17 protein-coding genes and 1 pseudogene are annotated in these 21,913 nt (G+C 49.3%); 14 read left to right on the forward strand and 4 right to left on the reverse strand.

Annotated features, from left to right (window positions below; genetic code table 11):
• A partial coding sequence (locus tag A3844_RS24310; RefSeq protein WP_208619455.1) for an invasin domain 3-containing protein occupies positions 1–3,434 on the forward strand: 3,434 nt, incomplete at its 5' end.
• 141 nt (positions 3,435–3,575) lie between these two features.
• On the opposite strand, the pseudogene A3844_RS24315 reads toward A3844_RS24310, so the two are convergent.
• The 3 genes and pseudogenes from A3844_RS24315 to A3844_RS24325 form a co-directional block, all read right to left on the reverse strand.
• A pseudogene (locus tag A3844_RS24315) lies at positions 3,576–3,800 on the reverse strand (GNAT family N-acetyltransferase); the annotation flags it as partial.
• Between the two features lie 24 nt (positions 3,801–3,824).
• Entirely contained in the window at positions 3,825–4,607 is a 783-nt protein-coding gene (locus A3844_RS24320) for an arsenite methyltransferase (protein ID WP_074108723.1), read from the reverse strand.
• A gap of 58 nt (positions 4,608–4,665) precedes the next feature.
• Positions 4,666–5,115 carry a MarR family winged helix-turn-helix transcriptional regulator gene (locus A3844_RS24325; RefSeq protein WP_074102789.1) on the reverse strand — a complete coding sequence of 150 codons (450 nt, stop codon included), beginning with the start codon at positions 5,113–5,115 and terminating at the stop codon, positions 4,666–4,668.
• A gap of 132 nt (positions 5,116–5,247) precedes the next feature.
• On the opposite strand from A3844_RS24325, the gene A3844_RS24330 reads away from it, so the two are divergent.
• The 6 genes from A3844_RS24330 to A3844_RS24350 all read left to right on the forward strand — a co-directional run bounded on the left by A3844_RS24330 (position 5,248) and on the right by A3844_RS24350 (position 8,579).
• On the forward strand, positions 5,248–5,601 hold the full coding sequence (locus tag A3844_RS24330) for an ArsR/SmtB family transcription factor (protein ID WP_074085053.1): 354 nt from the start codon (positions 5,248–5,250) through the stop codon (positions 5,599–5,601).
• A 30-nt stretch (positions 5,602–5,631) separates the two neighbouring features.
• Positions 5,632–6,921, forward strand: a complete 1,290-nt coding sequence (locus A3844_RS24335) for an arsenic transporter (RefSeq protein WP_074085052.1) — start codon at positions 5,632–5,634, stop codon at positions 6,919–6,921.
• 21 nt (positions 6,922–6,942) lie between these two features.
• Positions 6,943–7,362, forward strand: a complete 420-nt coding sequence (arsC, locus tag A3844_RS24340) for an arsenate reductase (thioredoxin) (protein ID WP_074085051.1) — start codon at positions 6,943–6,945, stop codon at positions 7,360–7,362.
• 12 nt (positions 7,363–7,374) lie between these two features.
• The gene (locus tag A3844_RS24345; protein WP_074085050.1) at positions 7,375–7,806 is read left to right on the forward strand and encodes a protein-tyrosine phosphatase family protein; all 432 of its coding nucleotides are present in this window, start codon (positions 7,375–7,377) and stop codon (positions 7,804–7,806) included.
• 65 nt (positions 7,807–7,871) lie between these two features.
• Positions 7,872–8,000 carry a hypothetical protein gene (locus A3844_RS33800; protein ID WP_256702300.1) on the forward strand — a complete coding sequence of 43 codons (129 nt, stop codon included), beginning with the start codon at positions 7,872–7,874 and terminating at the stop codon, positions 7,998–8,000.
• 93 nt (positions 8,001–8,093) lie between these two features.
• Positions 8,094–8,579 carry a DUF2975 domain-containing protein gene (locus A3844_RS24350; RefSeq protein WP_074108724.1) on the forward strand — a complete coding sequence of 162 codons (486 nt, stop codon included), beginning with the start codon at positions 8,094–8,096 and terminating at the stop codon, positions 8,577–8,579.
• 134 nt (positions 8,580–8,713) lie between these two features.
• Here the strand turns inward: A3844_RS24350 and A3844_RS24355 are convergent, their stop codons facing one another.
• A complete protein-coding gene (locus A3844_RS24355; RefSeq protein WP_074108725.1) occupies positions 8,714–9,787 on the reverse strand; it encodes an LLM class flavin-dependent oxidoreductase in 1,074 nt (357 codons plus the stop codon).
• A 488-nt stretch (positions 9,788–10,275) separates the two neighbouring features.
• Here A3844_RS24355 and A3844_RS24365 point away from each other — a divergent pair, with 488 nt between their 5' ends.
• The 7 genes from A3844_RS24365 to A3844_RS24395 all read left to right on the forward strand — a co-directional run bounded on the left by A3844_RS24365 (position 10,276) and on the right by A3844_RS24395 (position 21,883).
• Positions 10,276–12,060: a sensor histidine kinase gene (locus A3844_RS24365; protein ID WP_074085046.1), complete on the forward strand. Its 1,785-nt coding sequence runs from the start codon at positions 10,276–10,278 to the stop codon at positions 12,058–12,060.
• Positions 12,060–13,148: a response regulator transcription factor gene (locus tag A3844_RS24370; protein WP_074108726.1), complete on the forward strand. Its 1,089-nt coding sequence runs from the start codon at positions 12,060–12,062 to the stop codon at positions 13,146–13,148. The genes A3844_RS24365 and A3844_RS24370 overlap by 1 nt, the downstream gene beginning before the upstream one ends.
• Positions 13,149–13,254: 106 nt before the next feature.
• Entirely contained in the window at positions 13,255–14,568 is a 1,314-nt protein-coding gene (locus tag A3844_RS24375) for an ABC transporter substrate-binding protein (protein WP_074085044.1), read from the forward strand.
• Between the two features lie 33 nt (positions 14,569–14,601).
• Positions 14,602–15,489, forward strand: coding sequence for a carbohydrate ABC transporter permease (locus A3844_RS24380; protein ID WP_143192152.1), 888 nt, complete (start codon positions 14,602–14,604; stop codon positions 15,487–15,489).
• A complete protein-coding gene (locus A3844_RS24385; RefSeq protein WP_074103548.1) occupies positions 15,489–16,319 on the forward strand; it encodes a carbohydrate ABC transporter permease in 831 nt (276 codons plus the stop codon). The genes A3844_RS24380 and A3844_RS24385 overlap by 1 nt, the downstream gene beginning before the upstream one ends.
• A gap of 32 nt (positions 16,320–16,351) precedes the next feature.
• Positions 16,352–17,962 carry a cellulase family glycosylhydrolase gene (locus tag A3844_RS24390; RefSeq protein ID WP_074108727.1) on the forward strand — a complete coding sequence of 537 codons (1,611 nt, stop codon included), beginning with the start codon at positions 16,352–16,354 and terminating at the stop codon, positions 17,960–17,962.
• Between the two features lie 270 nt (positions 17,963–18,232).
• A complete protein-coding gene (locus A3844_RS24395; protein WP_074108728.1) occupies positions 18,233–21,883 on the forward strand; it encodes a discoidin domain-containing protein in 3,651 nt (1,216 codons plus the stop codon).
• Positions 21,884–21,913: the final 30 nt, after the last annotated feature.

The raw sequence follows: 21,913 nt of genomic DNA on the forward strand, positions 1-21,913 counted from the left end.
ATAGCTCGCTGACGGCGGACGGCACGAGTCAGACGGCAGTGACGGTGAAGCTGAAGGATGCACAGGGTAATGGGCTGACGGCCGGAGGGGCGACGGTGGTAATTACGTCGACCTCGGGTACGGTGAGCAGTGTTACGGACAACCATAACGGGACTTACACGGCGATGCTGACGGCGCCGGTAGTGGTGGGGACCGCAACGGTCAGTGCCACTGTTGGTGGAACTGCGCTGGGCGGAACGGCAACGATACAGTTCGTACCCGGAGCACCGTCCAGTGCGAACAGCACCATAGCCGTGGGCAATAGCTCGCTGACGGCGGACGGCACGAGTCAGACGGCCGTGACGGTGAAGCTGAAGGATGCACAGGGTAATGCGTTGACGACCGGAGGGGCGACGGTGGTAATTACGTCGACCTCGGGATCGGTGAGCACCGTCGCCGACAACCATAACGGAACTTATACGGCGACGCTTACGGCACCGGTAGCGGTGGGGACTGCAACGGTCAGTGCTACTGTTGGTGGAACTGCGCTGGGCGGAACGGCAACGGTACAGTTCGTACCCGGAGCACCGTCCAGTGCGAACAGCACCATAGCCGTGGGGAATAGCTCGCTGACGGCGGACGGCACGAGTCAGACGGCAGTAACGGTGAAGCTGAAGGATGCCCAGGGTAATGCGTTGACGACCGGAGGGGCGACGGTGGTAATTAAGTCGACCTCGGGATCGGTGAGCACCGTCGCCGACAACCATAACGGGACTTATACGGCGATGTTGACGGCGCCAGTAACGGTAGGGACCGCGACCGTAAGTGCCAGTGTCGGCGGCAATGCGCTGATTGGAACGGCAACGGTTCATTTTATAGCTGGCGCATTTTCAACAGAGACTGGCATCATCGCGGCGGGTGATTTTTCGCTAATCGCTGATGGGACGAGTCAGACAGTGATAACGGTGAAGCTCAAGGATGCGCAGGGCAATGCCTTGACCACCGGAGGGGCAGTAGTGTTGATCACATCAACCTCAGGTACGATGAGTACTGTAACGGACAACCACAATGGTACCTATACGGCGACATTGACGGCGCCGACAGCGGTAGGAACCGCGAAGATAAGTGCCTCTGCCGATGGGAGCATGCTGGCCTCAACGGTAACGGTTCAGCTTGTACCAGGTGAAGTAAGTGCATCTCACTCCACAATTACCGCAAGTAGCCTGGTCGTTCGGGCGGACGGACAGAGCCAATCCTTGATCTCTGTGAAGCTTAAAGACGGGTATGACCATCCGCTTGCAGGAAAACTGGTGCGGCTTCAAGCTCAAGCTGTAAGCTCTGTCATTACAGAAGTTTATGGAAACTCTGTCACCAAAGAAGTGTATGGACTGACCAACGCGGAGGGCCTAGCCACATTTGCGGTCAACAATGTGGTGGCGGAGAAAGTGACTTATTCTGCAATAGAAGAAGCAAGTGGTACAACGCTGGATCAAACGGTGAATATTACTTTTACGTACGACCAGCCTCCTGTTATCGAACTGAACATGGATCAGGCCGAACCAACCTTTGGCAGCGTAAATGTTGCGGTAACGGCGTCTGTGTATGGTGAATTCAACCAGGTCTCCTCTATAAAATGGGCGCCAGGCAGCCGTTCGATCTCCTATTTTGATACACAGGGTACAGAAATTTCAGATCACTTCACCGTACAGGAGAATGGAATTTATTCAGTCTATGTGGCAGATAAGGCAGGCAATGCGAATGTAAGCTTGATTGAAATCCGGAATATCGTTCCTTTGAGCAGCAATGCGGACTTGAAGGTCTGGCAGCTGATAGGGCTCGGTGGGACGGTAAAGTTTGATTTTGACCCCGAGAAGTCAAGCAGCAGTCTGGAAGTAAGCCATCCGGTGTATGGGTTGAAAATGCTTCTGACTCCTGCTGATGTCTATTCTGCCGTCTATGTGAACGAACTCCAGGTAGACAGTCATTCGCTAACCAGGGAGTATGTTCTTGCAACCGGTCAAAATAAGTTCGAGGTCCGTGTCAAAGCGCAGGACGATTCAATGAAAACTTACACGCTCAACGTGACACGCTTAGCCGACTCCAAGCCGGATTCAACACCAGCACCAACATCAACATCAACACCAGTACCAACATCAACACCAGTCCCGATCCCAGTCCCGGCGGCTCCTTCGAATCCCCCAAGCTCTTCGAATCCACCATCACCGGACAAAATGCCTGTGGTCCGGGTTAATGATCAGAGAGTAACGGGGATTGTCACCGTTCAAACCGATACGAATGGAGCAAAATCCATCGACGCTCTGCTGAATTTGGATCACCTGCGACAGGTAATCGATTCGCTGCCTATCGCCGCTGAAGCTAATCTCTCGATTTCAATCGAGGAAGGGGCAGACAATCTCGCACTAAGACTTTCCGGGGATACCGTCCCGATTCTGGCCGGGAAAGTAGCCACAATCACGTTCGTAACCCAGTACGGCCGATATCGCCTGCCACTAAATGAAATCGTAAATCGGGAATCTGACTGGACGAAGGATATGGAAGTGAGGCTCTTGATGGGGCACGGCCCAGCGGAAGAAGGATTGCAGAAGGCGGCGAATGCCGGTGGGTATCAACTGGTGACTGATCCGGTCCACTTTACCGTTCAGATCAAGCGTAATGGCGAGACTGAAGAAGTATCCAGCTTCAATCATTATGTAGAAAGAGTTATGTACCTGCCTTTGGATGCCGGTGCTGCTTCAACGGCTGTGGTATGGGATCAGAATGCGGGTGTGCGTCCGGTGCCGACAACATTCATCACAGTGGATGGTCATCGGTCTGCTGTGATTCGAAGCCTTACGAACAGCACTTATGCAGTAATATACAGTACGTCCAAATTCACAGATATTCAGGGACACTGGGCTGAAAATGAAATTGCCAGTATGAATAGCAGATTGATCGTCCGGGGGACGGCTGGGTCAGAATTTGCACCTGAAGCTATGGTTACCCGGGCTGAACTCGCTGCAATGCTGGCAAGGGCACTTGGGCTGCCGGAACGAGGGAATCCAGCGGGTTACCTCGACGTAAGCAGTGACAATTGGTACAGTGGCGCCGTAGCAGCATTACAAGCATATGGAATGATGGATGGCTTCGGAGATGGTACATTCAGACCGAATCAGGCGGTATCCCGGCAAGAAGCGATTGTAACGATTATTCGGGCATTGCGGCTGGCGGATGCAGCACTGGAGACAAGGAATAGCGGAGCGCAAGCCGAATTAGATGTCTATACCGACAGTGGCCGAATTGCCGGCTGGGCAAGTGGCGCTGTACAGTCAGCCATTCAATCCGGCTTGATAAAAGGGTATGGAAATGAATTGCGGCCGCAGCAGTCATTAACCCGTGCTGAGACTACTGTTCTGCTGTACCGGATGCTGCTCCAAGCAGAACGGATCAATCACTAAAGAGTATTTTTATAGATTGAAAACACCCCTTCGCACAGCCTTTGGAATAAACTTCAGGTTTATCCGATGGAAGTCAAGGGGTGTTTTAACATCGATAAATGCTCCATCCCTAACACCCTGCTTCTCAAACACCCCAACCTAGCGGTAGCCCATTTTCCGGTACAGGCCTTGGCCTGCATCATTGAAGGGAAAGGTGAACAATACAATTTTATGAAAAGCGTTGTCTTGCGCGGCGGCTTCCAGCTTCTCAAGCAAGGCGCTGCCAATGCCTTGCCCGCGAATGCTTCGCTCAATGTACACGGACAGGTCGGCTACTCCGCTATAGGCGCAGCGGTGAGAGTACGGATTGAGGGAGGCCCAGCCGATGACTGAATCTTCCGCCTTGTCTCCTTATTTCTTCGCTTGGATTACTGCTGAAACGATATACTGATCAATACTTTCGCCCGGAATCCAGTCCTTGATAAAAGCTTTGGATTCATCCTTGGGCTCAATGCTAATCTCCGTAAAGCCACTTTCCTTAAGAATAGTCTCCAACTCCGATATGGAAGAAGCGCCGGAGATACAACCCGAATAAAGCTCGCCTAGGTCGTTCCTGATCTCGGGCGGAAGCTCTGCTGTGGTTACAATATCCGAAATAGCGAGGCGGCCGCCCGGCTCAAGGACCCGGAAGGCTTCACGGAATACCTGCGGTTTGTCCGGGGAGAGATTGATGACGCAGTTGGACATGATGACATTCACGGAATGGTCGGCGAGCGGAAGATGCTCAATTTCACCCAGGCGGAACTCGGTATTTCCGAAGTTCCCTTTCACCGCATTATTCCGGGCGCGGCTGATCATTTCGGGCGTCATATCGACACCAATGACATGCCCCTGATCGCCTACCTGACGCGAGGCTAGAAAGCAGTCGAAGCCTCCGCCGCTCCCGAGATCAAGCACACGCTCTCCCGGTTTAAGCTCAGCAATAGCCTGGGGGTTGCCGCAGCCAAGGCCCAGATTGGCACCTTCGGGAGCTGCTTCGAGCTCACTGCCGGAATATCCAAGCTTTGCAGATATGGAATCGAAGTCTGACGGCGAACCACAGCAGGAGGAGGCAGGCGTCACGATTTTGACGGCAATTTGCGAATAGCGGCCCCGTACATTTTGGCGGATTTGGTCATTGGAAAGCTGGTTCATTCTTCAACACTCCTTTTGATGATAATATTTGCATAATGCAAGTATGAGCCAAGAGAAATCACCCGGTAACGGGCGCACAGCATTTGCTGGATTTCCCCATAGCTTCATTAAAAAGCTTCACAGAGCGCAGCAGAGTCTCTTGCTCAAATTCACTCATATACGAAAAGACCTCATCCAGATACGCATTCATTTGGGTATCGATGGTTGTAGCGGCCATCTTGCCGGACACCGTAAGCGACAGTGTGTAGACTCGCCGGTCGCTGGGATCCGGTGTTTTTTGGAGCAGATTCATTTTGATTAACGCTTGAACCTGCCGGCTGAACGTTGTGACATCCGTGCCCAGCGTTTCCGCGATCTGCTGCATGGAGGGGTTATGTCTGCGGTCCACCTCATACAGAATATGGCTGTGGGCAGGGGAGAGATCGCAGCCGCCAACGGTACAGCAGTTCTTGTTCAGCAGTCCCAGGCGCCGGGTCATGATCTGAAATAACTCACGTGCATTTTCCAAGTAAGCTCACCTCGTAAATCAGTTATATAATATTTAATTGCACATTGCAATGTTTATTTGAGGATTGTCAATGTTGCGATCCTGGTTTAGTATATAAGCACGGGCTTATATGTCTAGGATGGAGGGATTATCATGGAGGAAGCTTTCGATATTGCGGATGTGACTGAGCTGGCTGATGACCTGAAGCTTTTGGGTGATCGGACGCGTCTCTTGATGCTGGCTTTGTTAAAAGAGCGCGAGTGGTGCGTATGCGAATTTGTTGAGATTTTTGACATCTCACAGCCTGCCATCAGTCAGCATCTGCGGAGATTGAGAAGCAAGGGCATCGTCAAGGAACAAAAAAAGGGCCAATGGGTACACTATTCGCTTAACATAGAAGATAAACCCCACATCCAGGCCGTGCTTCAGCTTACGCCGGATACTCCTGCGATTCTGGCCATGCTGAATAGAACGCCGGTAACGGTTTGCTGCGAAATATTGCATTAATTCAAGTGGATGTACACAGGAGGATGAATTTTGGGAATCTTAGCAGGTCTTATCTTTGTAGTAACGTTAATATTTGTGATTTGGCAGCCCAGGAATCTGTCCATTGGATGGTCGGCCTGCGGCGGGGCGATCATTGCTTTGCTTGTGGGTGTAGTCAGCTTTCACGATGTATATGATGTCACCCTGATCGTATGGAACGCCACACTTGCCTTTATTGCGATCATTCTAAATTCCTTAATCCTCGACAGAATTGGTTTCTTCGAATGGGCCGCCTTACATATGGCGAGAGCGGCACGCGGCAATGGCACCCGGATGTTCATCTATGTCACCATTCTTGGTGCGGTGGTGTCTGCATTTTTTGCCAACGACGGTGCGGCGCTTATTCTGACTCCAATCGTATTGGCAATGGTCCGTGCGCTGAATTTTGATGAGAAGAAGGTATTTCCGTTTATTATGGCCAGCGGGTTCATTGCGGATACCACTTCATTGCCGCTTGTTGTCAGTAATCTGGTTAATATTGTATCGGCGGATTTTTTCGGGGTAACCTTTATGGAATATGCCGGCCGGATGTTAATGCCTACTTTGTTTTCTTTGGGGGCAAGTATTCTGGTGCTATACCTCTTTTTTCGTAAAAGCATTCCGCGGTCCTTTGAAAGCTTACAGCTGAAACGTCCGGCAGATGCGATTAAAGACAAGAAGATGTTCAAGCTATCCTGGGTTATGCTTGCGGTCCTGCTGGTAGGATTTTTCGTAAGTGAGTTCCTGAACATTCCGGTATCTGCCGTGGTGGGAGTGGTCGCAATCTTTTTCCTGCTGATGGCAAGAAGAAGTCCCGTAGTACCTACCATGGAAGTGGTGAAAGGTGCGCCATGGGCGATCGTATTCTTTTCGATTGGGATGTATGTAGTCGTGTATGGTCTGCGCAACGCCGGTCTGACAGACGTTCTTGCCGATGTGATTCAGGCTGTGGCTGATCAAGGGCTGTTCGCTGCAACGATGGGGATGGGCTTTATTGCTGCCGTCATCTCTTCGATCATGAACAACATGCCTACCGTGATGATTGATGCTCTGGCCATTGATGCTACGCATACCTCGGGACTGATCAAGGAAGCCTTAGTCTATGCGAATGTGATCGGCTCAGATCTGGGGCCGAAGATTACACCGATCGGCTCTCTGGCAACCCTGCTGTGGCTGCATGTGCTTTCGAGCAAAGGGGTCAAAATATCCTGGGGAGCGTATTTCAAAACAGGCATTATTTTGACTATCCCCACGCTGTTCATCACGCTGCTTGGCCTCTATATAACGTTGACCCTATTTTAAACTCAAAGGAGACTGAAACGCATGGATAAGAAAACCATTTACTTTTTGTGTACAGGGAACTCATGCCGGAGCCAGATGGCTGAAGGCTGGGCCAAGAAATACCTGGGCGATGAATGGAAAGTGTACAGTGCCGGTATTGAGGCTCACGGTCTGAATCCGAAAGCCGTTCAGGCGATGAACGAAGTGGGTATTGATATATCGGGACAGACGTCTGATATTATTGATCCGCAGCTGCTTAATAACGCTGACCTCGTGATCACATTATGCGGGGATGCCGCTGATAAGTGTCCGGTTACCCCGCCACAGGTAAAACGTGAGCATTGGGGATTCGATGACCCGGCGAAAGCGCAGGGTACGGATGAAGAGAAGTGGGCTGTCTTTCAGCGGGTACGTAATCAAGTGGGCGCTCGCATTAAGCAGTTTGCGGAAACCGGCGAATAAGGGAGAACGATTATGGCGAATTATCACGAGCTCATTCCGGGCAAAGTCTATATTGGCGGAGAGAATGCACTGTTCGAGGCTCTGCAGGAGCAGGAGATTAGCGATGTATTCGATTTGAGGGATACCGGAACGGAAGCGGAAGGATTTCCTGCAAAGGTAACCCGTCATCATTATCCGATTGTGGAGCATGAGAGCGGCCAGGAGGCTTCGGTGCAGGCGGCTATCCATGCGGTTACAGCGGCTGTAAATAGCGGCAAAACGGTATATTTTCACTGCGCTGGAGGCCGTAACCGTACAGGAACTGTAGCAACGGGAGTCCTGCTGGAGCTGGGGCTGGCATCCACGGTACAAGAGGCGGAAACACTCGCCACATCCAAACGTCCGGATATCCATATCAAGCAGGAAATGCGCGATGTGCTCCATGGCTTTTATCCGCCCCAATAAGCTGTATTGAAATATAGAGACCGTCTCCCTGGGAGATGGTCTTTTTGCAGAAGGAGATGAAGGGAATGGACTGGATTTGGCAAAAAGAAGCTTTTCTATATTGTATGGACTTGGCGTATGCGCGGCTCCCGCCGGACATTGAAACAGGCTATTCTGGTTTCTCTCGTATCTCCAGCAAGTTCAAACAACAATAATAATATAATTAAATACAATATTAATTTGTTTTAAAACGATAAATCATATGCTAAAATCATGTTGTCATTACATAAGTGGAGGAGGTGTTTTAAATGAATGTTAAACGAGGTTCAACCACTTTCTTAAAGGTGATTATTGTTCTGGCTGGAATTGCAGTGCTTGCTTTGTGTATATTTTTAGTGCCCCGTATAGCGAATTTCGCAGCGGAGTTGTATCCAAATATTCACTTAATGAAATATCTCATTTTCATTGTGATGTATGGAGCGGCTGTGCCCTTTTACTTAGCGCTCTATCAGTCTTTCAATCTTTTACGGTACATTGACGAGAACACAGCGTTCTCTGAATTATCTGTGAAAGCGTTGAAGAACATCAAGTGCTGTGCGTTTACAATCAGTGGTTTGTATGTATTAGCTATGCCGCTCTTTCGTTTTATAGCGAAGAAAGTTGACCCTCCTGTTGGATTTTTGGGACTCATCATCATATTTGCTTCGTTGGTTATCGCCGTTTTTGCTGCTATCCTCCAAAGGCTTCTACAAGAAGCGATTAACATCAAATCAGAGAATGATTGGACGGTCTGAGGTGGCGAATATGGCAATTATATTAATATTGCTGTTAGAGTTTAACATAGCCATGTATTAAAAAAAGGGATGCTGTACAGCCATTGATGATACGCATGGCGGATACAGCATCCCTTTAATTGTAGTTGCGGAGCTTACTGCGCAGCGGCTCCCCGGGCAAGCTCCTGGCGGACGAGCGGCGCAACCTTGGTGCCCAGTAGCTCGATGGCACGCAGGACTTCACGGTGCGGCATAGTACCGACGTTGACATGCAGGAAGAAGCGGGTAACGCCGAGATTCTTGTGCAGGAGCAGAATTTTCTCGGCGACATATTCGGAATCCCCTACATAGAGGGCGCCGCGCAGACTGCGGGCATCGTCATAAGTCGCACGGTTATAGGCTTGCCCCCAGCCCCGCTCGCGCCCGATGACATTCATCTGGGCTTGCGTGGAAGGATAGAACAAGGCGGCTGCCTGCTCGGTGGTTTCGCCGACAAAGCCATGCGAATGTGTGGCGATCTGTAGTTTGTCCGGGTTATGCCCGGCCTTGGCGGCAGCCTCTTTGTATAGCTTGACCAGCGGTGCGAAGCGCTCCGGCATGCCGCCGATGATGGCGAAGGCGATAGGAAGGCCAAGCATGCCTGCCCGGATTGCGGATTCGGGATTGCCGCCACTGGCGATCCATACCGGCAGCGGGTCCTGGACGGCGCGCGGATAGACAGGAAGATTATCTATAGCCGGACGATGGCCGCCGGGCCAGGTTACTTTTTCCGAGGCTCTGATCTTCAGCAGCAGTTCCAGCTTCTCTTCGAACAACTCGTCGTAGTCATCCAGACTATAGCCGAAGAGCGGGAAGGATTCGATAAATGAACCCCGGCCCGCCATAATTTCCGCACGTCCGTTAGAGAGGCCATCCAGGGTAGAGAAGGCTTGATAGACGCGTACGGGATCATCCGAAGACAATACAGTTACAGCACTGGTGAGCCGGATCTTCTTCGTCATAGCCGCTGCAGCGGCAAGCACTACAGCCGGGGCACTGCCGGCGTAATCGGCACGGTGATGCTCCCCGATACCGTATACATCCAGTCCGACTTGATCGGCGAGTACAATCTCTTCCACGGCTTCACGCAGTCTTTCGGCATGACTGATGACTTCCCCGGTCACCGGGTCCGGTGTAGTTTCCAAAAATGTGCTGATGCCTATTTCCATACGGTTTTCCATTTCAGGCATTTCAATCCGCCTCCTTTATTCGTATCTTTATATTACTATACTTTTTAATGTTTCTCAACTTTAGTAAGTGATTGTGGAGCGAAAAAATACCCGCCACCCAGGCAAGCAGGGGTGGCAGGCAGATGCAATAGTGCGGGCTTTAAGATTTCTTTTTGCCAACGGCAAGCTGTACAATCATGATGACAAGAACGAGCAGGGCAATGAGCTGGTCTGTACTCATAGGGGTCCGACCTCCAATCCTTGCAGGATGGCTCTTCGGACCGCATCTCCTCTCCCAAGAAGCTGCTTCGTTCCCCCTTTACAGACTATGAGCTCGTGAAGGAGAATATTACGTATATTGGTTTCTATATCCATCCTCTGATCTTGTTGTCATCCGGCTATCAATATTGTACAAAAACAGATCAATATTTGAACCTATGTGATTAGGAATGAACCGTTTATACTAAAGGGAATAAGGCATCTTAACACAGGTTAGGAGGTAGGCATTTATGAAGCGAATCAGTCTGCGTTTTCGGCTTATGATCCTCATGACCTGTCTGACTACGCTTCCAGTTGTCACGGTTACCTGGATTGCGACGATAAACACTCGTGAGTCAGTGGAGAAGGAAATGATCGGTGCTAATGAATCTAGAATGCTGTGGGCGGATCAATATTTAAGTGAATTAATTGATCAGATTGACGTCTTGTTCTATACTCTCCAAATTAACAAGGAATTGATTTACAAGATGACGGCGGGTCTCGATGACATGAACAGTGATACTCAGTCACAGAACCATGAAAGATTACGAGACATGCTCATAACAACATTTTTCTCCAATGCGCGAAAGGTGGACCGTCTCACCCTCTACAGTCACTCTACCGAAAAGGCGTTATCCGTGAGTTATGCAGATAGTGGAACGATTCGGCCCCTCAATATTCAAGAAAATGCATGGCGTAGAATTGCCAAAGAGCCTGTAAGCATGTATTTTAAACAGACGCCTGAAGGGATTTACGCCTATCATAGTATTAATCGTTTCCCGGATAAGATGTTTTTGGGAGGCATATCGGTTGGCATACGTAATGAGGTTTGGCAGGAAGTCGTTCATATCTTGCAATCGGAAGCGGACAGCTACGTGTTCTTGATGAACGATGAAGGCGAGCTTCTGTCAGGATCAACACAGCGAATTGCTTCATCCGAGGTATTGGACGAACTGCATACGATGGACATACCTGCGAACGAACTTGTATCCCATCAGAGTGAACAATATTTTTACTTCATGGAGCGAATTGGAGACGGACAATTGACCGTCGTAAAGGCGATCCCCCAGTCTACCGTAAAGGCAAGCGCCTCTCCTACGATTCGAGCAGGAATGCTGACCGGTGGTATTTTTGTAACCGCTTCCATTCTTCTCTCCATCTTATTCTCCTTACGGATTACACGGCCAATTATAAGTCTGGCCAGGACCATGCGAAAGGCGCAGTTGCAGAGCTTCGAAATGAAATCGGTTAAAAGCTTTGACGAGATTGGTCTGCTGCAGCATGGTTACAACCTGATGATGCACAGAATTAAAGAATTAATCGAGCACGAATATCAATATCAAATTGAAGTGAAAAATGCGCAGCTGCTGGCACTCCAGGCTCAAATTAATCCCCACTTCCTCAATAATACGCTCAATCTGATCGGCGGGATGGCTCTCGTTAAGCAGGCGCCTGAAATTTATCAGATCACAAGGATGATGGGGGACTTATTGCGATATTCCATTAGATCTGAGAATGAAATGGTGTCCCTTCAGGATGAAATGAACCATACCCGCAACTATTTGTTCATCCAGGAACAGCGGTTCGCCGGCAGATGCCATACGGTCATCGAAACGGATCAGGAAGTGATGGATTGCCGGGTGCCAAAATTCATTTTGCAGCCGCTGGTGGAGAATGCATTTGAGCATGGGCTGCAAGCCAAAGAAGGCGCTTGGCATCTGCATATAAGAATTCTGCAAATCGATAAAAGGGTCATTGTAATGATCAAGGACGATGGTGTCGGGGTGTTGCCCGAGAAACTAGCGCTCCTTCGTGCCGGTTTGAGAAACGGTAGTGACACCGATGAGCCATCCGCTGCTCTCCCAGGGCCGCGGCGTCGTAAAAGTATCGGAATTCGTAATGTTCATGCGCGGCTTCGACTGCATTTTGGGGAAGCCTACGGTATTCGCATGTTTAGTAAATCCATGGCAGGCACCCTCATACTTATGAAATTACCCTATGTTGACAACAAGGAGACAGAGAGGAGGGATTCGTGATGTATAACGTGCTGATTATGGATGATGAGCCTTGGTCAAGGCAAGTGGTTAAATCGTTGGGAGAGTGGGACAGATTAGGCCTGAAGATCGTGGGCGAAGCGGAAGATGGCTATCAAGGAGTCCAATTCATTGCAGAGACCATGCCTCATATTGTTATTACCGATATGCGCATGCCGGGTTTAGAGGGGGTAGAGCTTCTTCAAACCATTCACGATCAATTTCCCTCTATTAAAATACTTGTCATGAGCGGTTATGATGATTTTGTATATTTAAAACAAGCTATTCAATCCAGAGCGATTAATTACATGCTCAAGCCGATCCATCCGGAGGAGCTTAACGCTTCCCTGTCCCAGTGCGTAGAACAATTGAATACGGAAATGATGTCGGGTATGAACGTCGCGCCGACCATTGCGTTCCAGCTGGAAGCGGCTATACAGGATCGGTACTTGTCCTATCGCAAGCTGATTTACGGACATTTGCTGGATTTGAATAGCCGGGCGATAGAGCATGCCTTTACTCAACTGGCTCAATATCTTAGCCAGTCTCTTCAGGATGAAGCGGCGAGAAGGAAGATGCCGATTAAGCTTGCCTATGATTTTATTACGATATTAGAGGAGCTTCTGGCTAAGGATGAGTTTCAGCTTGCGGAGCTTGTAATGGACGTGGAAGAATACCGGGAACGGATCCGCCAGTCCTCCCTATTAGATGCGGCTAAGGAATTGTCGAATTTGTATACAGCTGTGATCACAATCGTGCAAGACATACGCCAGACGAGAACCAGGCTGAATATCGATGAAGTGAAGGCCTATGTTCATAAATACTATCAGGATTCTATATCATTGGAAACGATTGCAAAGATTTTTGCTATCAGTAAGGAGCATTTAAGCCGGGCTTACAAGGCAGGAACAGGCGAGAATATTTCGGACGCTATTTTACGGTTACGTATGGAGAAGGCGCGGGATTTAATTGTAAAAGAGGGTGTCTCGATTAAACGGGCATCGGAGATGACGGGTTATTCGGATATCGCTTATTTTTACCGGGTGTTTAAGAAGCATTATGGAATGCCTCCCGGCAATTTAAGAAAGTAGATCCGGCATCAAAATAATGCAAATCAGAATGCTAAAATGCTGGAAAGACCCTTGCAACCGTTTTCTTTATACTGAAGATGCAACTCACTCAAGGGGGGAATCGAACATGAAGAAAACGTTTCACCTGTCCGTCGTACTGATTCTCATGCTATCCATACTTGCGGCATGCGGTTCGGGGAACAGCAAGGGCAACACGTCAGCATCCAATGACAACGATGCAGCTGAGACGGTGGCAAAGGCAGAACCTGCCAAGAAAGTGGAACTCAAAGTATTTCTGACCTTGCCGCAATTCAAAGACCAGTTCGACCAATACTTCGAACAGTTCAAAGCCAAGGAATTGAAGGAAAAAAACATCGAAGTGAAAATCAAACTTGAAACTCCAAACGCCGACCAGGCGAAACAAATTCTGCAAACCCGCTTGGCTTCGAACGATGCACCCGATGTATTTGCCATCCATGCTAACGACATTCCGACCTACTATAATGCAGGTTATTTGACGGATCTGTCGGATCAGCCGGCAGTAAGCAAGCTTTTCGACAGTGTCAAGCAGACCGTCACCTATGACGGTAAAGTGCCCGTTCTTCCGCTCGAAAGCCTTGCTTGGGGATATCTGTATAACAAAAAAATATTCAGCGATAATGGTCTGACGCCTCCGCAAACGCTGGATGAAATGAAAAATGTGGTTAAAGTGCTAAAGTCCAAAAATATCCCGGCTTTCGAATTAGCCTTCCAGGAGGCATGGGTTCCACAGTTAATGACTGCACTATCTCTTGGCGGTCTTGTGAATTCTGAGCATCCCGATTGGGTCGATAAAATGAATAAAGGCGAAGCCTCTTATGCAGATGTAGCGGATATTTTCAATATTATCGATTTGATTATGTCGAATGGTACGGCTAAACCGTTTGAGGCCGGCAGCGCGGCAGGCGCTGCGGATTTTGCGAATGGTAAGGCGGCTATGTGGGTTCAAGGACCTTGGATGGCAGATTCGATTCAAAAGACAAATCCGGACATGGAGTTTGGAGTAGCTCCGCTGCCCGTAAGCAATGATCCAAGTGGAACGATGATCAACCTGTCGGCTTCGACATCGCTCGCCGTATCCCCGGATAGCGACCATAAAGACGTTGCGCTTGATTTGCTGAACTATATGCTTGACGATACGGATTCTTCCGCTCTGTTCGAAAAACTTAAATTCAATCCGATTTCCTCTGTCCATACTTACAAATCGTTCCCTTGGATTGATGAAGCCATGAGCTATGTTTCTAAAGGAAAGGCTTATCAGGACCTGAAGCTGCCGAACGGCGTTACGGATGAGCAGGCCAAGCAGCTTCAAAGCTACTATAGCAAGACGGTGACAAAGGACCAATTCATCGAGACGATGGACAATACTTGGGTGAAAGCGATTCAAGTAACAGCCAAGTAATCACCCATAAGGTGAATAAGGAGTGAAGCCAAGGTGGCAGGCAACCCTATAACGAAACGAACAGTCATCCTCCTGGCATTCGTTCTTCCAGCTCTAGTCTTTTATGCATTCTTCGTACTAGCCCCCGCCTTCGGCGGGATCTGGTACAGCATGACGGATTGGAATGGCGTCAATCCTGCGTATTCGTTCATTGGATTGGCCAATTACCGGGAAGCACTGATAGAGGATGAGAACTTCCTGAAATCGATAGGTTTTACCTTGAAGTATGTCATTGCCATGGTCATTCTGCAAAATGTCTTTGCCATCATGCTGGCTGTTCTCATTGAATCGCGGCGAAAAACGAAATCGCTATTCCGCACGATCTTTTTTATGCCCAATATGATCAGTCTCATTATCGGGGGCATGATGTGGCTCTTTATTTTTACCAAAGTGCTGCCTGATCTGGCTGGTCGAACGGGTCTGTTATTTCTGGATCAGTCCTGGATTGGGGATCCGCGCTTATCCTTCATTGCGATTATCATCTTGTCGCTTTGGGGAGGCGTCGGCTATCTGATGGTCATCTATATAGCGGCGCTGCAAAATATTCCCGACCATGTGAAAGAAGCGGCTGCTATCGATGGCGCCAGCGGCTGGCAAACCTTGCGTTACATTACAATGCCTATGATTCTCCCCGCGATTACGATCGGTGTATTCTTGACGCTAAACAGCTCGTTCAAAGTATTTGAAGCCGTGTTCGCTTTGACCAAGGGAGGACCTGGCCGTGCGACCCAAGTCATTGCGCTGAATATATTTGATGAGGCTTTCTCGCAAAGCAACCGATACGGCTATGCCAGTGCCAAAGCGATGATTTTGTTCCTGATCGTCATGGCGATCACTTTCATTCAGCTTGCCATTATGAAGAAACGGGAGGTTGAAGCATGATCAGAGAGCGCAACTGGAGGTCAGGCCTCATCCTTCTGGTCCTGCTTGCCGGTTCTGTCATTACGTTATTTCCCATTTACATGGGTGTCCTTAATTCATTCAAAACAGACGGCGAGCTGCTGAACGATGTTTTAGCGGCTCCCGCTTCCTTTCAATTTAGCAATTACGCCGCGGCCATAGACAAAATCAACTTTTGGAGAAGCTTGGGCAACACGGCGGTAATTGCTGCAGTTGGCCTTCTGGGAATTATCCTGTTTTCTTCCATGGCAGGCTATAAATTGTCCAGAACGCCGGGCCGGTTAAGCCGCTTTTTATTCAGTCTATTCATTCTGTCGATGCTTATTCCGTTCCATTCGACCATGATTACGCTCACCAAAATAACGAGAGAGCTTCACGTTCAGGGCTCGATCCTTGGACTTGGCCTCATTTATATTGGCTTAGGCGTATCCTTCGCGATTTTTCTGTACCATGGCTTCGTGAAATCCATTCCGCGTGATTTGGATGAAGCGGCCGTGATGGACGGCTGCGGCGATTTCCGTTTGTTTTTTGTCGTCATTTTCCCATTGCTTCTGCCTATTACAGCGACCAACGCCATTTTGAATTTATTGTGGATGTGGAATGACTTTCTGCTTCCTCTTCTGATGCTGACAGACAGCGACTCTTATACGCTGCTGCTGTCCACCAATATGCTGTTCGGCCAGTATGGCAACAACGACTGGTCGGGCATTCTGGCCTCGCTCGTTATGGCTATGCTGCCTGTTATCATTTTTTACCTGCTTCTACAGAAGTATATTTTGAACGGGATCGCAGATGGGGCGGTAAAGGGTTAATTCATGCCAGAGAGAAGGAGCAGCGGATAAGGATGAACATAGTCAATGGATTTATTAAGGCAAAGGGCCCGAGAATTGTGAATGGTCATGGTGAGGAGCTGTTGCTGCGCGGTGTTGGCTTTGGCAACTGGCTGCTGCCAGAGGGATACATGTGGCGATTCCCCGGTCAGGGAGACCGCCCCCGCCGGATCGAACAAATGATACGTGACTTGATCGGTGAAGAAAAGGCCAGGGATTTCTGGAAAGCATACTACGACAGGTATATCACGGAAGCGGATATTCAGCGGATTGCTGCGGAAGGCTTTAACTCCGTCCGAATTCCGATGAATTCGCGTTTTTTGTATGACGGAGATACAGAGCGTTATGATGAGGACCATCTTGTTTTGCTGGATCGTGTCATCGGCTGGTGTGAAGCCCATCGCGTGTATGCGATACTGGATCTTCACGGTGCGCCGGGCGGGCAGACAGGCACAAATATTGACGATTCCCCGAACGACAAACCGGAGCTATTCATCGATGCAGACAACCGGCGGCGTACGATCGAGATTTGGCGCATGCTCGCCGGACGCTATAAGGACAAATGGATTGTCGCGGGGTACGATTTGCTGAATGAGCCGCTGCCCGAATGGTTCTCGGCCTATAATAGCCTACTTATGCCGTTATATAACGATATCATTCGCGCCATTCGCGAAGTCGATGATAAGCATATGATTATTTTGGAGGGGGTCCACTGGGCGACAGACTGGTCCATCTTTGAGGAGAAGCCGGATGACAACCTGATGCTGCAGTTCCATAAGTATTGGAATAGTCCGGACACAGAGAGCATTCAGAAGTTTCTAGACAAACGCACGGAGTGGGATGTGCCGATCTATATGGGCGAAGGGGGAGAGAACAACATCGAGTGGTATACCGGCGCTTTTCGCTTATACGAGGACCACGACATTTCCTGGAACTTCTGGACATGGAAGAAGCTCGATACGACCAACTCTCCTTGTTCGGTTAGAATGCCGGAAGGATGGGAGACGCTTATCGGCTATCTCGAAGGCGGAGCGAAACCGGAAACGGCTGATGCTGAACAAATATTAGGGGAATACCTCGCGAATCTGTCCTTGGATCGTTGCGTCTACCTTCCGGAGATCGTTCATTCCCTGCTTTTCCGGCCTCCGGTTCGCATCCCGGCTATTTTCTATGGATATAAAGGACAAGGTATCAGCTATCATGTCGAGGCATTCGTTGAACGGGAATTAGGCTTCCGGGATTCGGATGGAACCGATATCCGGTTTACTTCGGGGAACCGCAAGCTTACTAACTTCCAGCATATGCGGGGTGAGGATTGGGCTGAGGATGAATGGATGCATGTGTATGTAAGACCTCATGAATGGCTGGCTTATGAGGTGAATCATACATCCCATCATGGTGAAGGACATCTGGTTTCATTGCGTGTTTGCGGGATGGGTGATGAACAGTCAAAGGTCGAAATTTCCATCAATGATGGCATATCTGTCATTCTCCCTGTCACTGGAGACTCATGGCATACGATTAGAACGGCTGATCCCCATCCACTTCTTCAAGGGAATAACCGGATTGTCATCAAGGCGCTGGAGCAGCCGCTCGCTATGGAGTGGATTAGGATTGGAAAATAAAAAGGTGTGACCAAACAACCCTCCAATTTAATGTTGGAGGGTTGTTTGATATCTTTAAGCGCTGGATGAATAACATTGTCAATATTGTACATCTGCGGATGCTAATATGATCAAAAGATTTACATTCCTTTATTTTCTATAATAGAAAAAAAAGGAGAAGAAGGTGATTTATGTACACTAGAAAAATGTAAACGCTTTTTTGGGAACGGGGGATTACCGGCGTTATCAAGTCAGGTTATTTTAAGAAAAAGATGACTACTAGGAGGGAAAATGATGAAGAAGAAACGGGGCTTTTCACTCTTTTTGGCTTTGGTTCTCGCACTGGAGTTCCTTATTGTTTTGCCAAGAGCTGAGAGGGCTGAAGCTGCGCTCACCTCAAGCGGTTTCTTGAAAACGGACGGCAAATTTATTAAAAACAATTCCGGTTCCGGGGACGTTGTGACGCTAAGGGGGACAAACTTCGGAGGGTGGTTGAACTTTGAGGATTGGATGTCGCCTGCCGGGGAATTTGCTTTCGATCGGACAGGTTGGATCGCTTCAGCTTCAATCAACAGCTCTAACGCCGGAAATGCGATTGACGGCGACCAAGCAACGAGCTGGAAAACAGCAACCGCTCAGACTAACGGTCAATGGTTCCAGGTGAATATGGGGTATACGGGTTATTTCAATCGCATTTATGTCAATGCAGCAGGCTTCACGGGAGAATATCCGGTAAGTTATCAGGTGCTCGTATCGAATGATGGTACGAACTGGAGAGACGTCGCAACGGGTTCAGGCACGGTACAGAACACGGTTATTCGTTTCATGCCACAGGTGGCACAGTACATCCGGGTGGTTCAGACCGGATCGAGCTCTTCCAATAGGTGGTCTGTGGCAGAGTTTAATGTATTCTCAGATCCAACTATGAACAATACGAGCCTTAAGGCAACGGCATCTTCAACGGGAGCGGGTACGACAGCAGCTAATGCGCTTGACGGAGATGTGAATACCCGCTGGACGAGCGGGGCTGCGCAGACCAACGGACAATGGTTTCAAATGGATCTGGGATCAGGTCAGGATATAAGCAAGGTAATTATTGATGCCGGGCCATCATCTGCAGGCGATTATCCGCGCAGCTATGAGGTTCTTGGCTCAGCAGACGGAATCAACTGGACCAAATATGCAAGCGCTTATGGAAATTCGCGGATTACGGTTGCGGAATTTTGGTGGTCTTCCTATATGCGATATGTCAGAATTGCACAAACCGGCAGCAGCTCTAGCTGGTGGTCGATTGCTGACGTCTCGCTTTTCTCCAACAACGCATTGGAGAGAACGGGATGGTCGGTTTCCGCATCCTCCAGCGGTTCTGGCATGACACCTGGCAATGTTAAGGATGGAAATGCAAGTACACGGTGGACGACCGGCGCGGCCCAGTCGAATGGTCAATGGTTCCAGGCCGATATGGGGGCAAGCATCCCATTTAATCAAATCATTCTGGATACCGAAAAGAATTCAACCTCTGAGCAGGATTACCCGGCCGGTTATACCGTCCAAGTATCTAAGGACGGGACCAACTGGACAACGGCAGCAAGCGGCCAAGGACGCCGCAAAGCTACACCGATTAACTTTCCAGCCGTAACTGCACGTTACATTAAAATTACACAGACGGGCACCTCCACGAACTGGTGGTCCATCGGAGAGATGAACGTCTATCTGAATAACGACGATCTGTCGATGAACTCCACTTATAAACAACGCTTTGGCGCTGCTGCAGCAGAAGACATTGTCACAACGCATCAAGATACATGGATTCAGACCGGTGACCTTGACAATGTCGAGAACATGGGCCTCAACATGATCCGTCTTCCGATCGGCTGGAACGAGCTCCTCCATGAAGACGGCACCTGGAAAGCCAATGCTTGGACGAAGATCGACTGGCTGGTAAGCGAAGCAGCCTCCAGAAATATTTACGTCTTGCTGGATCTTCACACGCTGCCAGGCGGAAACTGTCCTTTTGCCAGCTGTGGTCGTTCTGGACCGAATCCTAATGAATTCTGGACCAATACGACGTACCAGGATTGGGTAGTCGATATCTGGGAAAAGATCGCAAACAGATACAAAAACAACCCCGCCATTGCAGGCTATGATCTTATGAATGAGCCCTTAATTGATTATGGCGAAGATACGGACGATGTGAATCAGAAAGTGGATTTCTACGATCGCATGTATGACGCCGTCCGGGCCATCGATGCTGATCATACGATTTACATTGCGGCCTTCTTTGACTGGGGTAATATTGTACCGCCAAGCGTCAAAGGATGGACGAACGTTGTATATGAGGTACATCCGTACGATATGCCAAACGGGAAAGATTGGAACGCGCAAAACACATTGGCCGAAGATAAAATACAATCGATGGCGGTCAAGCAAAAGGATTGGGATGTCCCTGTATTGCTCGGCGAATATTCGCTCTATCATTACGATGATGTATGGTCTAAATGGATGGGCGGGCTGAACGCCATTCATGCGAACTGGACTAACTGGACGTACAAGGTTAAAGGCGATATGAATGAAGGCGTTGGCGGCTACTGGGGATTGTATAACAGCAACTCTGCACCGGTACCAGTCATCAATAATGATTCCGCGTCCACGATTACATCAAAGCTGCAGCAATTTGCAACAAGCAACTTCCAAGCGAATACCAGCTTTATCAACACGGTGAAAAAGTTCGCCAATGGTGATCCATGGCTGGCAACCGTACCGCTTGACCAAACAGGCTGGACGGCAAGCGCTTCTTCCACGGAGCCCGGCAGCTCTCCTTCCAATGCGCTTGATTGGAGTGCAAGCACCCGTTGGAGCGCCGGGGCGCCGCAGGCGAACGGTCAATGGTTCCAGGTGGATATGGGATCGAAGAAGGTGTTTGACCAGATTTCGTTCGAAACGAAGTCTACAGAAAAGTGGGATTATCCGAGAGGTTATGATATCCAGGTATCCAATGACGGGACGAACTGGACGACGGTGAAGAGCGGCAAGGGCTTTGGCTGGAAGCAGGCGATAACCTTCACGCCGCAGTATGCACAGTATGTGCGTGTTATCCAAACCGGCACCAGTCCCGATTGGTGGTCGATCGCCGAGTTCCATATTTATAACGAGCAGATGCTCAGTAAATCGGGCTGGACTGCCACAGCATCGTCGTCGGACCCTTCTGGCAACGTTGCTTCCAGAGGTATTGACGGCAGCGGTTCCACCTGGTGGGCCAGCGGTGCCGGGCAAACGAACGGCCAGTATTACCAAGTGGATTTCGGGCGGGCCGAAACGTTTAATCGTGTATTAATCGATGCAGGAACTCATACGACTGATTATCCAAGAGGGTATCAAATTCAGGTGTCCGCTGATGCTTCGACATGGACGACTATAGCAAGCGGAACCGGCAGCAGCCCTTCGGTTCTTGTGGATTTCGCTCCGCAGACCGCACGTTATTTGAAAGTCGTTCAGACGGGCAACGCGTCCAATTGGTGGACAATCGCAGAACTGAACGTTTACGGCGAACTGGAGAGGAACCGTACGGGTTGGATAGCTTCAGCATCTTCAACAGAATCGGGCAGTTCAGCGGCAAATGCCTTGGACGGAAACACCGCGAACCGTTGGAGCAGCGGTGCAGCACAAGCAGATGGACAGTCGTTCACAGTAGATATGAGATCTAATCAATGGATTAACCATATTGTCATGGATTCCAGCACCAGCACAAATGATTATGCGAGGGAGTTTGTTGTAGAAATGTCGTACGACAATACGAACTGGAAAACGGTAGCGAATGGCGAAGGAACTGGTCCTATCGTAGCGGTCAACTTCCCGATAACCGAAGGCCGCTATATTAAGATCACCTTGAAGCATAGCTCCGCGAGCTGGTGGTCGATTTCTGAATTCAGAGTGTATGAATAATCGTAAGGGCTTCTCCATGAACAGGAGGGA

Origin of the sequence: Paenibacillus helianthi (assembly GCF_001909055.1) — a bacterium.
Classification (GTDB): domain Bacteria; phylum Bacillota; class Bacilli; order Paenibacillales; family Paenibacillaceae; genus Paenibacillus_AQ; species Paenibacillus_AQ helianthi.